Origin of the sequence: Mycobacterium sp. 852002-40037_SCH5390672, assembly GCF_001665875.1 — a bacterium.
Classification (GTDB): Bacteria; Actinomycetota; Actinomycetes; order Mycobacteriales; family Mycobacteriaceae; genus Mycobacterium.
The window spans coordinates 42023-56811 of the sequence record NZ_LZTA01000070.1 but is presented as its reverse complement, the minus strand read 5'-3'; the positions used below and the strand labels follow the sequence as shown (position 1 = coordinate 56811).

Below are 14789 nucleotides of genomic sequence, written 5' to 3'. Positions count from 1 at the left end.
GCCCGCGCTCATGCGCGAGTTTGATGGGCCTTCCAGCGATCGGGGTCGTCTTCGAGCGCGGCGCGGTCCCAGCCGGCATGCACCGCGGCCGCTTCGTAGGTGTCTTGCAAGAACCCGAGGAGCGTCTGGTCGGGGTCGGATGCCTGCCGCACCGCCTCGTATGGCAACAGGTATTCACCGAGATCCTTGTCGTAGCCCGCCTGCTCGGGGCTGACCGGGTGGTCGGCGAAACCGTCGGGTTCGGGATAGGCGTAGGCGTAGAAAGCGCCCTCGTCGCCCCCGCCGGGAAAGAATCCGCAGCTGCTCAGTTCTCGCGAGTAGCCCTCGATCATCACCCAGTCTCCGCAATTGGGTGCGCCGCCCGGGTGGCGGGGCGCACCGCGCCCGGAAAATCTGGTGCACGCGAGATCCATTGCACCCCAGAAGAAATGGACGGGACTCACCTTACCCATGAACCGGGACCGAAACTGGCCGAGCACGCGGTTCGCCGCAAGCAGCTGGCGCCAGAACAGGTTTGCCGCATCAGGGTCGTATGACGCATGTTCGACATCCTCGGCGAACGGCAGGGCCGGATCTACCTCGTTGGGGTGCGCTTGGATGCGCGTGGAGAAACCCAGCTCGTCGAGCGCCCGCATCGTCTGCGAGTAGAACTCGGCCACCGATTTCGGTTCCAGGCGCACACTGCGGGTCGCGCCGGTGCTGCTGCGGATCATCAGCACGTGGTCGATGAAATCGAACTCCATATCGAAGACCGCTGTCCCGTACGGGATCGCCGACGTCGTCAAACCGCGCGGGGTCACATACGAGGTGACCTGCCACCAGTGGTTGACCATGGGCGAATGGGCCAGTCGGACCTTGCCGACAATCTGAGCCCACATGTGCAGTGTCTGCCTCGTTGGAGCCCAGTCGTCTACCCGCAGGCGGGGCCACGCAATGCTGTCGTCGTGGTGCGTCGTCACGATCACTCCTCGGCTCTAGTCGGCGTCCGGTTTGCACCGGGTCGCTATCACCGATAGTGCTCGCTTGCCCAATTTCTCGCTGCGCTGACTCGGCGAGCAGGCGGCCTGCCGACCCCCTTGACTGTGAGCTGCCTCACAGTAGAATGACCAGTGGTCATTCAACCTGAGGAGGCGGCATTGCCGACGGTCACCTGGGCACGCGTCGACCCCGCTCGACGCGCCGCGATCATCGAAGCCGCGGAGTCGGAATTCGGGGCCCACGGGTTCTCCCGGGGCAGCCTGAACGTCATCGCACGCCGCGCCGGGGTCGCCAAGGGCAGCCTGTTCCAGTACTTCGCCGACAAGCGTGACCTGTATGCGTTCATCGCCGACATCGGCAGCCAGCGGGTGCGTGCCTACATGGAGGACCGCATCCGCGAACTCGACCCGAGCCGGCCCTTCTTCGACTTTCTCACCGACTGGCTCGACGCGTGGGTGGCCTACTTCGCCGACCATCCGCATGAACGCGCGCTGCACGCCGCAGCAACCCTGGAGGTCGACACCGAAGCCCGCGTCAGCGTGCAGAACGTCATTCACCGGCATTACCTGGAAGTGATGCGCCCGCTTCTCCGCGACGCGCACATCCGCGGCGACCTGCGCGCGGATTCCGACACCGACGCGCTGTTGTCGTTGCTGCTGTTGATCTTTCCGCACCTGGCACTGGCGCCCTACATGCGCGGCCTGGACCCGATTCTCGGGCTCGATGAGCCCACACCGGAGCAGCCGGCGCTGGCCGTGCGCAGGCTCGTCGCGGTGCTGGCCGCCGCGTTCGCGGCTGCGCCGAAAACCCCGCCAGTCAGCTCAGCCCCCAAACGATCTGAGGAGGTCACATGAATCGAACCCGAATCGCCTCGATGGCCCAGGGCGGTCTCAACTGGGACAGCTTGCCGCTCAAGCTGTTTGCGGGGGGCAACGCGAAATTCTGGAATCCGGCCGACATCGACTTCTCCCGCGACCGGGAGGACTGGGAACGCCTCACCGGCGACGAACGCAGCTACGCGACCCGGTTGTGCGCCGAGTTCATCGCCGGCGAGGAATCGGTGACCCAGGACATCCAGCCGTTCATGGCAGCGATGCGGGCCGAAGGCCGGCTCGGCGACGAGATGTATCTGACCCAGTTCGCCTTCGAGGAAGCCAGGCACGTCCAGGTGTTTCGCATGTGGCTCGACGCCGTCGGAATCACCGAGGACCTGCACTATTATCTCGACGACGTCCCGGCCTACCGCACGATCTTCTACGAAGAGCTTCCGGACTGCCTGCACGCGCTGACGGTTGATCCGTCGCCGGCCGCCCAGGTGCGGGCGTCGGTCACCTACAACCACATGGTCGAAGGCATGCTGGCGCTGACCGGTTACTTCGGCTGGCACAAGATCTGCGTGGAACGCGGCATCCTGCCCGGCATGCAGGAACTGGTGCGTCGCATCGGCGATGACGAGCGACGCCACATGGCGTGGGGCACCTTTACCTGCCGGCGCCACGTGGCCGCCGACGACGCCAACTGGGGCGTCTTCGAAACGCGGATGAACGAGCTGATGCCGCTCGGGCTGCGCCTGATCGAAGAGGGCTTCGCCCTCTACGACCCGATGCCCTTCGGCCTGTCGGTGGACGAGTTCATGCAGTACGCCTCCGACAAGGGGATGCGACGCTTCGGCACCATCTCCAGCGCGCGCGGGCGGCCGCTCAACGAGATCGACCTCGACTACTCGCCGGTGCAGCTCGAGGACACCTTCGCCGAGGAGGACGAGAAGGTGCTGGCTGGCGCGTCCGCGTAGTCGGCGGCCCGGCTGACGCGGTCACTCGACCTTTTTGTCGCCGCCCGACGAGCCGCCCTCGGCTTCCCCGACCCAGACGGTCTTGGCGTTGACGAACGCGCGGATGCCCAGGCCCGCGAGTTCGCGACCGTAGCCCGACCGCTTGACGCCGCCGAACCCCAACTCGGGATAGGACACCGTCATCCCGTTGATGAAAACCTGGCCGGCCTCGATGTCGTCGATGAAGCGCTGCTGCTCGGCCTCGTCGTTGGTCCAGGCGTTGGACCCCAAGCCGAACGTGGTGGCGTTGGCGATCTCGATGGCCTCGTCGATGTCCGCCGCCCGGTACATCGACGCGACCGGGCCGAACACCTCCTCGGTGTACAGGGCCATGTCCTTGGTGATGTCGGTGACCACCGTCGGCGGGTAATACCACCCCGGCCGGTCGATGGGCTTGCCGCCGAGGCGGATCGTGGCGCCCGCCGCGGCGGCGTCGTCGACCTGCTTGGCGATCTCGTCACGGCCCGACTCGGTGGCCAGCGGACCCACGTCGGTGTCGGGGTCGGTCGGGTCACCGACGGTCAGCGCCTCCATCCGCTCGGTGAACTTGTCGACGAACGCGTCGTAGATGTCGGTGTGCACGATGAACCGCTTGGCGGCGATGCAGGACTGGCCGTTGTTCTGCGTTCTGGCGGTGACCGCGGTCTTGGCGGCCTCGTCCAGGTTCGCCGACGGCATCACGATGAACGGGTCGCTCCCGCCGAGTTCCAGCACGGTGGGCTTGATCTCGTCACCGGCGATGGCCGCCACCGATTGCCCGGCCGGCTCGCTGCCGGTCAGGGTGGCCGCCGCGACCCGGGGGTCGCGCAGGATGCGCTCGACCGCGCTGGAAGAGACGAGCAGGGTTTGGAAACACCCCTCGGGGAAGCCGCCGCGGGCGATGACGTCGGCGAGATACAGCGCGCTCTGGGGAACGTTCGACGCGTGCTTGAGGATCCCGACGTTGCCGGCCATCAGCGCCGGCGCGGCGAACCGGACGGCCTGCCACAGCGGGAAGTTCCAGGGCATCACGGCCAGCACCACCCCGAGCGGCTGATAGCGGGTGTAGGCCTTCTTCGCGCCGACCGCCTGGGCGTCGGCCGGCTCGTCGGCCAGCAACTGCTCGGCGTTCTCGGCGTAATAGCGAAAACCCTTGGCACACTTGATGGCTTCCGCCTTGGCCGACTTCAGGGTCTTGCCCATCTCCAGCGTCATCATGGCGGCGACCTCGTCGGCTTCGGCCTCCAGCAGGTCGGCGGTGGCGTTTGCCCATTGGGCGCGCTGGGCAAACGTGGTGTTGTGGCGGTAGTCGAGGAAGCGTTCGTAGGCACGGGCAATCGCGGCATCGACCTCTTGATCGGTGGCCGGGGTGAAGGTCTTCACCGTCTCGCCGGTAGCCGGGTTAATGGTGGCGATGGGCACGTCGGCCCTCCTTCATCGGGTTCGTGTTGCTTGGCGGCTGAAAAGTCCAACACCTAGCCTGCCACTATCGTTCCCCTAAGGGAGGTGTCGGATGAGTAAAGCCGCTGAGCTGATCGTCAAGTGCCTGGAAAACGAGGGTGTCTCCGTCGTGTTCGGGGTGCCCGGCGAGGAGAACATCCGGTTAGTGCAGGCGCTGGCGTCCTCGACCATCCGCTATGTGCTCACCCGGCACGAGCAGGCCGCCTCGTTCATGGCCGAGATGTACGGCAGGGTCACCGGGCGGGCGGCGGTGGTGTCAGCCACATTGGGGCCCGGGGCGATCAACATGCAGCTCGGTGTGGCCGACGCCACCACCAACAGCACCCCACTGGTCGCCATCTCCGCACAGGTGGGTCACGACCGGGAGTTCAAAGAGTCGCACCAATACGTCGACCTGGTGTCGATGTTCGCCCCCATCACTCGGTGGTCGGCCGGCATCCCGACCGCGCGCGCCATCCCCGAGATGGTCCGCAAGGCGTTCAAAGTCTCGGAAGCCGAACGCCCGGCCGCGGTCTACCTTGCGGTGCCGGAGCATATAGACGCCGACGACACCGACTACGACCTGGGACCGTTGCCCCGCAATGTCGTCCGCGCCGACGCCCCGGCACCCCGCCAGGTGGCACGCGCCGTCGATGTCCTGCGCAACGCCAAGCGCCCGGTGGTGCTGGCCGGGCACGGCGCCGCACGCGCCGACGCCACCAAAGCCCTGGTGCGTTTCTCCGAGGAATTCGGCATCCAGGTGGCCAACACGTTCCACGGTAAGGGCGTCATGCCCGACGATCACCCCAACAGCATCGGGACGCTGGGCTTCATGCGGCACGACTACGTCAACTTCGGGTTCGACAACGCCGATGCCGTCATCGCCGTCGGCTACGAACTGCAGGAATTCGATCCGGTCCGGATCAACCCGCAGGCTGACAAGAAGATCATCCACATTCACCGGTTCCCGGCCGAGGTCGATGCGCACTACTCGGTCGACGTGGGGATCATCGGCGACATCAGCGATTCGCTGAACGCCCTCACCGACGCGCTGTCCGGTCACACCTTCAATCACGCCGCCGATGTGCCCGGTTCGGGTCTGCTGGCCGACGAATTCGCACGGGGCCAACAGGATTCGCGCTATCCGCTGGCACCCGCCCGAGTGGTCGCCGACACCCGCGCGGCGCTGGGCCGCAGCGACATCGTCCTGGTCGACACCGGCGCCACCAAGATGTGGATGGCCCGGCTCTACCCGACCTTCGAGCGGAACACCTGCCTGATTTCAAATGGCTTGTCCACTATGGGTTTCGCCCTGCCAGGCGCGCTGGGGGTCAAGCTGGCGCAGCCGGAGGCCAAGGTGCTGGCCGTTGTCGGCGACGGCGCGTTCCTGATGAACTCGCAAGAAATCGAGACCGCCGTACGCGAGCGGATCCCACTGGTGGTGCTGATTTGGGAGGACGGCGGTTACGGCCTCATCGAATGGAAGATGGACCTCGAACTCGGAGCGCACTACTACGTGAAGTTCAACAACCCCGACGTGGTGACCTACGCAGAAAGCTTCGGCGCCAAGGGATATCGGATCAGCAATGCCGACGAACTGCTTCCGACGCTGCGGGCCGCGCTCGACGACGACGGTGTCTCGCTGATCAGTTGCCCGGTCGACTACTCCGAGAATCTGCGGTTAACCGACCGCCTCGGCGAGCTGGACGAAACGCTGTAGAACGCGTTTCGCGGCGACCGGTGTTCCGGGTCAGGACGACTGCTTGATCTGTATCTGGTCGGTGTAGGAGTAACCCGCCGGGTGACCGCAGGCCGGGATCATATAGGTGTGCTGGGCCGTACCCGCAAGCGTATTGGGATCCCACGTCATGTGGGAGCTGGCGGCATACTGAACGGAACTACCGTCGGCGCACGCGATGTTGTTCATCGTGTCCAGGACCCATTGACCGTCGACCAACCGCGCTTGACTGCCGCCCAGCCCGGCTTTGATGAAGATGCATCCGTCACCGCAGGAATTGACCGCCCACGAGCTGTTAAAGGTTGCCCCGGCTGGTGTTGTCGCGGTCTCCGTGTAGTTGCCGTTCATGGTCGGTGTGTCGGCCCATGCCGTGCCGGCGGTACAGACGGCCAAGCCGGCGAACATAGCGGTTGCCGCAAATCCCCGTGCGAAACCCATGTCCATGTTTCCTTCCGTCGAGCTCACCCATGCGTGGAGCGTTCATGATGGTGTATCACAGGTCGGGGTCCGTCGCGATTCGGCAAACTTTTCCGGCGCCCGCCAGCATGGCCCGGGATCCCCAGGATGGGCGCCGCGGATGTGCCCCCGCGGTGAAAACCCTTCACTGTTACGACAATTGGCTATCGACTAGGCCGGCGGGCACTCCGGACCGGCCGTTGAGGGACACCTGCGATCGGGTGTCTCGTCGGGCCCGTGGTCGAATGGGCACGTGCTGTTCCGTCAGCTGGAGTATTTCGTCGCGCTCGCTCAAGAGCGCCACTTCGCGCGCGCGGCCGGCGTCTGTTACGTGTCCCAGCCCGCGCTGTCGGAAGCCATCCGCAAGCTCGAATCCGAACTCAACGTCCCGCTGGTGCGCCGCGGACAGAAGTTCGAAGGTCTCACCCCCGAAGGTGAGCGGCTGGTGCCGTGGGCGCGGCGCATTCTGGCCGACCGCGACGCCCTCAAGCAGGAAGTCACCGCGTTGCGGGCCGGGTTGACCGGCGAGCTTCGGCTCGGGGTGGTGCCGGCCGCGTCGACTACCGTTGCGCTGCTTACGGATCCGTTTTGCGCGGCACATCCGTTGGTGCGGGTCCAGCTGGAGGCCAACCTGCGCTCGGCCGGAATCGTGGAAAGGGTGCGCAAGTTCGAATTGGACGCGGGCGTTCTCTACCCGGACCAACAGGACACGGCCGACCTGCTGGTCACCCCGCTGTACCACGAGCAGCCGGTCCTCATCGTCGCCGCCGAACTGCTTGGCGGGGAAGCGAAAACCATGGCGTGGTCGGATGCCGTGCAACTGCCGCTGTGTCTGCTGACGCAGGGCATGCGGGGGCGCCGGGTCATCGACGACGCACTGGCCACCCACGGTCTGCAGGTGACCCCGCAGCTGGAAACCGACTCCGTGGCCGCGCTGTTCGCCCACGTTCGCACCGGCCGGTGGGCCAGCATCGTGCCGCAACCGTGGATCCACACCCTGGGCGTGCCGGCCGGGGTCAACGTGCTGGGATTGCGGCGCCCCTCGGTCACCGCGTTGATAGCACTGGTCACCAACCGGGCCGAGCCGGGCTCCTTGCTGACGCGCGCGTTGCGGCGGACCGCGCGTGAGGCCCGCATCGGTGCGACGCTCAGCGAGGTGTCCTGGCCGTCCGAGTGATTGATCGGCGCCGCCTATCAGCCGGTCGGAATCGCGTCTTGGACAACCGGGTGATCGCCCGATGAGACTGGGCTTGATCGCCGGTTGAAGGAGAATGCGATGGCCAAGTGTGTGATGGTGCTCTACCCCGACCCCGTCGACGGTTACCCGCCGCGCTACGCGCGCGGCAGTGTTCCGACGATCCAGGGATACCCTGACGGCAGCACCGTGCCGACCCCGTCGAAGATCGACTTCACCCCCGGTGAGCTGCTCGGCTGTGTGTCGGGTGCACTGGGGCTGCGCAAGTTTTTCGACGACGCCGGGCACGAATTGGTGGTGACGTCGGACAAGGACGGCCCCGATTCGGAATTCGAGCGTGGGCTGGCCGACGCGGAGATCGTTATCTCGCAACCGTTTTGGCCGGCCTACCTGACCAAGGAACGCATCGCCAAGGCGCCCAGACTCAAACTGGCGCTGACCGCCGGCATCGGTTCGGACCACGTGGATCTGACCGCGGCCAAAGAGCGCGGGATCACCGTGGCCGAGGTGACGTACAGCAACAGCATCAGCGTCGCCGAGCACACGGTGATGCAGATCTTGGCGCTGGTGCGCAATTTCGTGCCGTCGCATCGGTGGGCGGCCGAGGGCGGCTGGAACATCGCCGATTGCGCCGAACGCGCCTATGACCTGGAGGGGATGGACGTCGGGGTGATCGCCGCGGGCCGCATCGGGCGTGCGGTGTTGCGCCGGCTAGCTCCGTTCGACGTCAACCTGCACTACACCGACACCCGTCGGCTGGCTCCGGAAGCGGAGAAACAACTCAACGTGACGTTCCACCCCACGGTCGAGTCACTGGTGCAGGTCGTCGACGTGGTGTCCATCCACTCGCCGCTGTACGACGACACCCGCAGAATGTTCAACGAGAAGCTGATCTCGACGATGCGTCCGGGCTCCTACATCGTCAACACCGCCCGCGCCGAGGAGACCGTCCCGGAGGCGATCGCGGGGGCCCTCACGTCCGGTCAGCTGGCGGGCTACGCCGGAGACGTATGGTATCCGCAGCCGCCGCCGCCCGATCACCCGTGGCGGACGATGCCGAATAACGCCATGACACCGCATGTTTCGGGCACCACATTGTCCGCCCAGGCGCGCTACGCGGCCGGCACCCGCGAAATTCTGGAAAGCTGGTTCGCAGGCACGCCCATCCGCCCGGAGTACCTGATCGTCGAAGGCGGCAAGCTCGCGGGCACCGGAGCGTTGTCCTATCAGAAGTAGCCCGGAAACCCTTCATTGGCGTTGGAAGTCGTCGACAGTGTCATGGGCGGCACGTAGCCGCCGATCAGGGAGCGGTGCCACCATGCGCGGTCGCGACGCAGCTCGGCAGGCGTGGTGAAACGGTACTGATAGAGCCGCGCACGCACGAACCGGGGCGGCGAATCCGGAAAGGGGTTGTGCCGCAACAAATGCAGGGTCGGCCGATCGTTTTCCAGCAACCGCTGCAAGAACGGTCTCAGCCACGGCCGCGCGTATCCCGGTGAGATCGCGGCGAACCACATCAGCCAGTCCAGGCGCAGATGATAGGGGGCCCACTGTCTGGGTAGCCGGCGCAGCGAACCCGGCTTGCCCTTGAATTCGTATTCCTTCCAGACGGTTTGGGGCGTGATGACCGCATCGTCGGTGCCCTCGATGACTACCTCCCGGCGGATCCGTCCGATGCTGCCGAAGGCCCCGTAGGTGTTCACCAGGTGAAATGAGTTGAACGACATGTTCATTCGCTGTCGCGAGGACAACATGTTCGCGATCGGCCAGTAGCTCATGAACAGCACCGCGGCGGTGACGGCGGACACCAGGCCGACGAACCACGGTGGCGTCGGCAACAGACCCGGGTGTGCCGGAACAAGCCCCCCGGGTAGCAGCAGCGCCGCCGACGCGTCGTCGATGGCGCTGAACGCCAGCAGGATGGTCACCCAGTTGAGCCAGGCGAAATTACCGGAGGCGACCAGCCACAACTGGGTGATGACGATGATTGCGGCGGCCACGCTGGCCACCGGCTGCGGCGCAAACAATCCAAACGGCATGATCAGTTGCGCAAAATGGTTGCCCGCCACCTCAATCCGATGCAGCGGTTTGGGCAGATGATGGAAGAACCAGCTCAACGGCCCCGGCATGGGTTGCGTCTCGTGGTGGTAGTACAAACACGTCAGATCGCGCCAGCACGGGTCGCCGCGCAGCTTGATCAGTCCCGCGCCGAACTCGACGCGGAACAGCAGCAGTCGAATCATCCACAACGTCAGCACCGGCGGTGCCACGTCCTGGTTGCCCAGGAAGATCATCAGGAAGCCGGTCTCGAGCAGCAGCGACTCCCAGCCGAACGAGTACCAGGCCTGCCCGACGTTGACGATCGACAGGTAACACAGCCACAGCGCCAGCCACATCGACATCGCGGCCCACAGCGGAACCGCGTCGGCGGCCCCGGCGACGATCGCCGCCGACAGTGCCGCGCCGAACCAGGAGACGGCCGAAAACAGCCGATCGGAATACCGCAGGTGAAACAGGCTCGGCGTGCGCCAAAAGGATTGCCGCGCCAGGAACTGCGGAATGGGCAGGATGCCGCGCTCGCCGATCAGCGCGCGGAACTGGACCGCGGCCGCGACGAACCCGAGCAGGTAGATCGCCGCGGCGCCGCGCTCGAGCACCAGTCTGCCCACCCAATACTCGGGTGCGGAAAACCAGTTCATGGCGCTAACTCCTCGGTGGGTGACGGTTACGCCAACCCGCATATCCAGTCAATCAGCCGCTAACCGGGTAGCCAATAGCCCGCCCGACTATTCGTCGCGCGGCCCGCCGGGCCGATCGACCTCCCGATTTGGCACCGTCACGACCGAAGCGGCAAGCACCGCAAGCGAAATCAGCGCCAGCAGCTGGACACTCGCGGAATGGCCGGCGTAGCCGTCGGCCGACCGCCAGGGTTGCCGTGAGAGCGCCGCCCCGGCCAGAATCAGCCCGCCGGCGCCGCATACCACGCTGAGGCGTTCCCAGCGCCGCTGACGCAGCGCGTACCGCAGGCCCAGCGCCGCCCCCATCACCACCGCACCACCCACACCGGCGATCACCGTCGCGGCGGCCAGCGCCGCGACGGCCGACCATGCCCCGGGCCGCCATGGTCGTGCCGGTGCGGCTGCGTCGTCGGCGTCTTTTCTTCGGGTACGCCAGAGCGCGAGCAGCACCAGCAGCGGCAGCAAGGCCAGCCCCACCGCCAGCCCCGCCCGGTAGAGCGAGTTGGAGGCGAACGCCAACGTGATGGTGCCGGGATCGCCCGCGGGCACCAACCAGCCCTGCTGCCACCCGTTGACGGCGATCGGCGTCAAGCGGGCCCCGGTGCTGGTGCGCGCCACCCAGCCCGGGTTGATGCTTTCCGGGATGACCAGCACCCGGGAGGTGGCCGAGGCGGGGGCCCGCACTTCGCGACGATCCGGGCCCCACGCCCGCCAAGACGAAACACGCACGGGCCGTGCGACTTCGGCGGCCGCCGGTGCGGTCAACTCGGCCCCGTCCACGACGAATTGAGCGCCCGGGCTGATCAACAGCTCCTGTTGGCCCGCGGGCAGCGCGATCGGCTCGCGGTCGCACGGTACCGCGGCGACGGGCGCGTCATCCAGGATGGTCCCCACCGTGGTGTGGATCGCGGTGTGCACGAAGCGGCCCGCGACCGCGATGACGGGTCCGTTCTCGCAGCCGACGGTGACCTCCCGGGCGCGGTTGCGCCCGGCGTCGGCGGGCGCGATCGGGTTGCCGTCGGCGCCCAGTGCCGCGACCTCGGCCAGCCCGGGCGGTTTCAGCTGGTCGAAACCCAAAGCGTTGCGGTCGATGACGTCTTCCCAATTCAGCAGACTGATGGTCACGGTGTCGGTCAGCCGGGGTTTGAGCGGCACCGTCTGCGGCCGGCCCGCCCCGTCGGGCGGCAACGGCGCGACTTGCGGCCCATCGCCCAGGTTCACGGCCACCATCGTCGGGTGCACGGGCAACGCCGACCGGGCGAGCGCCAGCCGCACGCCGCTGACCTCGGTGGGTCGTGGCAGCCTGAGCGTCAGGGTCGGCGGAGTCTTGTGCTGCACCACCCGCTGCGGTGCCGTCCACGCGGTGCCAGGGTCGCCGTCGGTGGCCGCATAAGCCGAGCCGAGCACATCCACCGTGTCCGAATCACCGTGAGCGACGGTGGTATTCGGCTCGGTGATCAGCTCGGCCAGTTTGGGGCCCTGCCGCGGTCGCACCCACACCGTCGGCGTCACCGACATCGGCGCCGGCACGGTCAGCGTCCGGCTGAGATTGACCGGCTCCTCCGGCGCCAGGGCCATCGACGGCGCGCACCGCACACCGTCGGGCGCCTGCGCGCAGCCCGGTCTGCCCAGCAGTTCCGATCCCAGGTCCCACCCCGTGATCGGCGCGCCCGGCGGCGGCCCCGGCACCCGCACGGTGTGCCGCAGATCGACCTGGTGGGCGAATCCCGACGCGTCGTACTGGGTGACCGACAGGTCGGTGATGCCGAACTGCACCCCGGCCGAGCCGTCGTCGGTACCCGCGGCGGTGATCCGCACCCATGGGGTCTCGCCGTAGGGCAGTGCGGCGGCAAGGGGCTTGCCCGGCTCGTCGAAGCGCAAAGTGGTGCTGCCGGTGGCGGTTTCGATCAGGATGCGGCGCACCTGCGCGCCGACGGCGGTGGCGCTGGGCGTCAACGTGATCGCCGCATTGGTCACCGGATGGTCGAAATCGATCTGCATCCATTGACCGACGGCGGCCTGCAGCGAGTTGGACACCCAGGCGGTCGCCGAATCCCCGTCGATCGCGGCGGGCGGCGAAGTCGCCGGTGCGACGTCGGGCATCGCGGTGGAATCCGACGACGAACTCGACACCGTGATCCGGCCGCCGGTCCAGGCACCGGCCACCGGATCGGTCCCGGGGACGGGGTAGTCGGGCACCCGGTTGTAGGTGTGCCGCGCGTCGCCGGGGGCCCGGACCGCCGACGAATGTTGGTCCACCCGGCCGTAATCCGTCTCGCGGGCCACCGGGGTGTCGGTGATGGTCACCCCGGCATTCATCGGCAGGCCCGCGCTCCGCGCGTCGGCGGTCAGCAGCGCCGGGCCCAGCGGCGGCTGGCCCAGCAGCCGCCGCCGCTCGTCGAGACGCAGCAGCGCCTCCGGTCCGCCGTCGACCCGGGCCATCCGGTCGGTGTCGACGAAATACGGTGCGCCGGGATCGCCGGGATCGCTGGGACCGCTGCCGCCACCGACCCGATAAATCTCGACCGCCGGATATCGGGGCCGCAGCCCGCTGTCCGCGACGAAACCCGCCAGCGTGCCCGGCCCCACCGGCGCGCCGAACTGGGCGACCTTGCGTAGTCCGGGTGACCCGTCGATGGCGCGGTGCACCAGGATCGGGCGCGCCGAGCGCGACGCGTCGGGGTCCAGGTCGTTGCGTAACGCCACATAAGAAATGCCTTGCCGGGCAAGGGTATCGGCCAAACCGGCCGAGGGGCGGCCGGCGGCGAACAAGCGCTGCACCGAATCGAGCGCCCGGATGGTCTGCGGCGGGGTCAGCGGAATGGAGTCACGCACCCCCCACGGGCTGGCGCCCACCACCTGCAGCGGCTCGTCGTGGCTGGTGCCCCACACCTGAGTGGCGAATGGCGCGCCGGGCACGACGAGCACCCGCCCGGGTGCCGGCGTCCCGGTGTTGTGTTCGGTGAGCCAGTCGGCGGCCTCGTGCCAGTACCGCGGGATCGCGGTGAACGTCCCCGGCGGCGCCAGCCGGCCGGTCCACGCCAGCGACGTGCTGACCATCAGCGCCGTCACGACCACGATGGCGGTCGCAACCCGTTTGTCACGCTCCGGGTGCGCAAAAGCGCGCAGCCACACCGACATCGGCGCGCTGCCCGGCAGCGGTATCCGGGCCAGCAACTGCGCGAGGCCGAGCACCACCGGGATCCTGATCACCGACCCCAGCTTGTGCACGTTGCGCAACGGGGCGCCGCCGGCGTCCAGGAAGGCCTGCACCGCGTGCGCCACCGGCGAGCCCAGCCCCCCGCTGTATCCGGCGGCCATCAACACCACCCCGACCAACAGCATCGTCACCAGCCGCCCACGCGCCGGCATGGCCGGGCGGGCCAGCCCCGCTAGTCCTGCCGCCGCGACCAGACAGGTGCCCAGGACGGCCGCCGACCCGGTCACCAGCGGAGCACCCGCGGTGGCCGTCGGCGCGACGTACGGGGTCCAGCTGTCGGTACCGCGCAACATCTCGACCAGTGACGACCATTGCGTCGTCACGCCGGACGACTCGATGAAGTCCAGGAACGGAGGGCTGATGGCGCGCAGCATCACCAGCGCCACCACCCACCACAGCGTGGCCAGCACCAGTGCCACCAACCACCAGCCGGTATACCGCCACCACAACCGGTTCGGCCGGTGGCACGCCCACCAGATCACCGCGGGCAGGCAGGCGGCCAGGGTCGCGATGGCGTTGACCGCGCCCATCAGCGCGACGGCCAGGCCCGCCTGCCCGGCCAGCGCGCGCACCGACCGGGCTGAAGTTGATCCTGCGGAGCCCCGCAGGGCAAGGATCGTGGGCAGCAACACCCACGGCGCCAACATCATTGGCAGGGTTTCCGACGAGATCGATCCGAGCGTGGTCAGCACCCGCGGCGACAGCGCGAACGCTGCAGCGGCGATCACCCGTGACGCAGGGCTGCCGATCCGCAGCGCCTCGGCGACCCGCAACAGTCCCCAGAAGCCGACGGTGAGCAGCAGCGCCCACCACAGCCGCTGGGTGATCCAGCCGGGCACTCCCAGCGCGTGGCCGATCAGAAAGAAGGTGCCGTGCGGAAACAGATACCCGTAGGCCTGGTTCTGCGCCTGCCCGAACGGCAGCTCGCTGTTCCACAGATTGGTTGCACGGGCCAGAAAACGCAGCGGGTTCGCGGTCAGGTCGAGCTTGGTGTCGGGGGAGATCTGCCCGGGCGATTGGGCGAACGTCAGGGCCAGCGCGATCGCACCGACCAACCACAACCACCGGCGCGAGACCGGCCCAGCCGCCGAGCATGAGACCGACCCGGTCCCCGTCCGCGGCGCTGAATCCGACGGCGGCGACCCGCTGCGCCCGGCTTCGCCGCGCTTGCGATCGCCGCAGTCCGATGGCGGCGACCCGCTGCGCCCGGCTTC

At 67.7% G+C, this 14789-nt stretch carries 10 protein-coding genes; 5 read left to right on the top strand and 5 right to left on the bottom strand.

What is annotated here, in order from left to right:
• Positions 1-8: 8 nt before the first annotated feature.
• Positions 9-920: a DUF5996 family protein gene (locus tag A5782_RS12260; RefSeq protein WP_197694205.1), complete on the bottom strand. Its 912-nt coding sequence runs from the start codon at positions 918-920 to the stop codon at positions 9-11.
• 216 nt (positions 921-1136) lie between these two features.
• Between A5782_RS12260 and A5782_RS12255 the strand changes: the two genes are divergently transcribed.
• Both A5782_RS12255 and A5782_RS12250 read left to right on the top strand, forming a co-directional pair.
• Complete coding sequence (locus tag A5782_RS12255; RefSeq protein ID WP_067099961.1) at positions 1137-1832, top strand: TetR/AcrR family transcriptional regulator; 696 nt, start codon at positions 1137-1139, stop codon at positions 1830-1832.
• Entirely contained in the window at positions 1829-2770 is a 942-nt protein-coding gene (locus tag A5782_RS12250) for a R2-like ligand-binding oxidase (RefSeq protein WP_067099843.1), read from the top strand. The genes A5782_RS12255 and A5782_RS12250 overlap by 4 nt, the downstream gene beginning before the upstream one ends.
• 21 nt (positions 2771-2791) lie before the next feature.
• On the opposite strand, the gene A5782_RS12245 is transcribed toward A5782_RS12250, so the two are convergent.
• The gene (locus A5782_RS12245; RefSeq protein WP_067099840.1) at positions 2792-4210 is read right to left on the bottom strand and encodes an NADP-dependent succinic semialdehyde dehydrogenase; all 1419 of its coding nucleotides are present in this window, start codon (positions 4208-4210) and stop codon (positions 2792-2794) included.
• 91 nt (positions 4211-4301) lie between these two features.
• Here A5782_RS12245 and A5782_RS12240 point away from each other — a divergent pair, with 91 nt between their 5' ends.
• On the top strand, positions 4302-5948 hold the full coding sequence (locus A5782_RS12240) for an acetolactate synthase large subunit (RefSeq protein ID WP_067099838.1): 1647 nt from the start codon (positions 4302-4304) through the stop codon (positions 5946-5948).
• A gap of 30 nt (positions 5949-5978) precedes the next feature.
• Here the strand turns inward: A5782_RS12240 and A5782_RS12235 are convergent, their stop codons facing one another.
• Positions 5979-6404, bottom strand: a complete 426-nt coding sequence (locus tag A5782_RS12235; protein ID WP_156623896.1) for a hypothetical protein — start codon at positions 6402-6404, stop codon at positions 5979-5981.
• Between the two features lie 271 nt (positions 6405-6675).
• Between A5782_RS12235 and A5782_RS12230 the strand changes: the two genes are divergently transcribed.
• Both A5782_RS12230 and A5782_RS12225 read left to right on the top strand, forming a co-directional pair.
• Entirely contained in the window at positions 6676-7599 is a 924-nt protein-coding gene (locus A5782_RS12230) for a LysR family transcriptional regulator (RefSeq protein ID WP_067099833.1), read from the top strand.
• Between the two features lie 99 nt (positions 7600-7698).
• Positions 7699-8853, top strand: coding sequence for an NAD-dependent formate dehydrogenase (locus tag A5782_RS12225; RefSeq protein ID WP_067099831.1), 1155 nt, complete (start codon positions 7699-7701; stop codon positions 8851-8853).
• Here the strand turns inward: A5782_RS12225 and A5782_RS12220 are convergent.
• Entirely contained in the window at positions 8844-10316 is a 1473-nt protein-coding gene (locus A5782_RS12220) for a lipase maturation factor family protein (RefSeq protein ID WP_067099829.1), read from the bottom strand. The genes A5782_RS12225 and A5782_RS12220 overlap by 10 nt on opposite strands.
• Before the next feature lie 87 nt (positions 10317-10403).
• Positions 10404-14636 (bottom strand): alpha-(1->3)-arabinofuranosyltransferase, encoded by a 4233-nt coding sequence (locus A5782_RS12215; protein ID WP_067099827.1) that lies wholly within the window; start codon positions 14634-14636, stop codon positions 10404-10406.
• Positions 14637-14789: the final 153 nt, after the last annotated feature.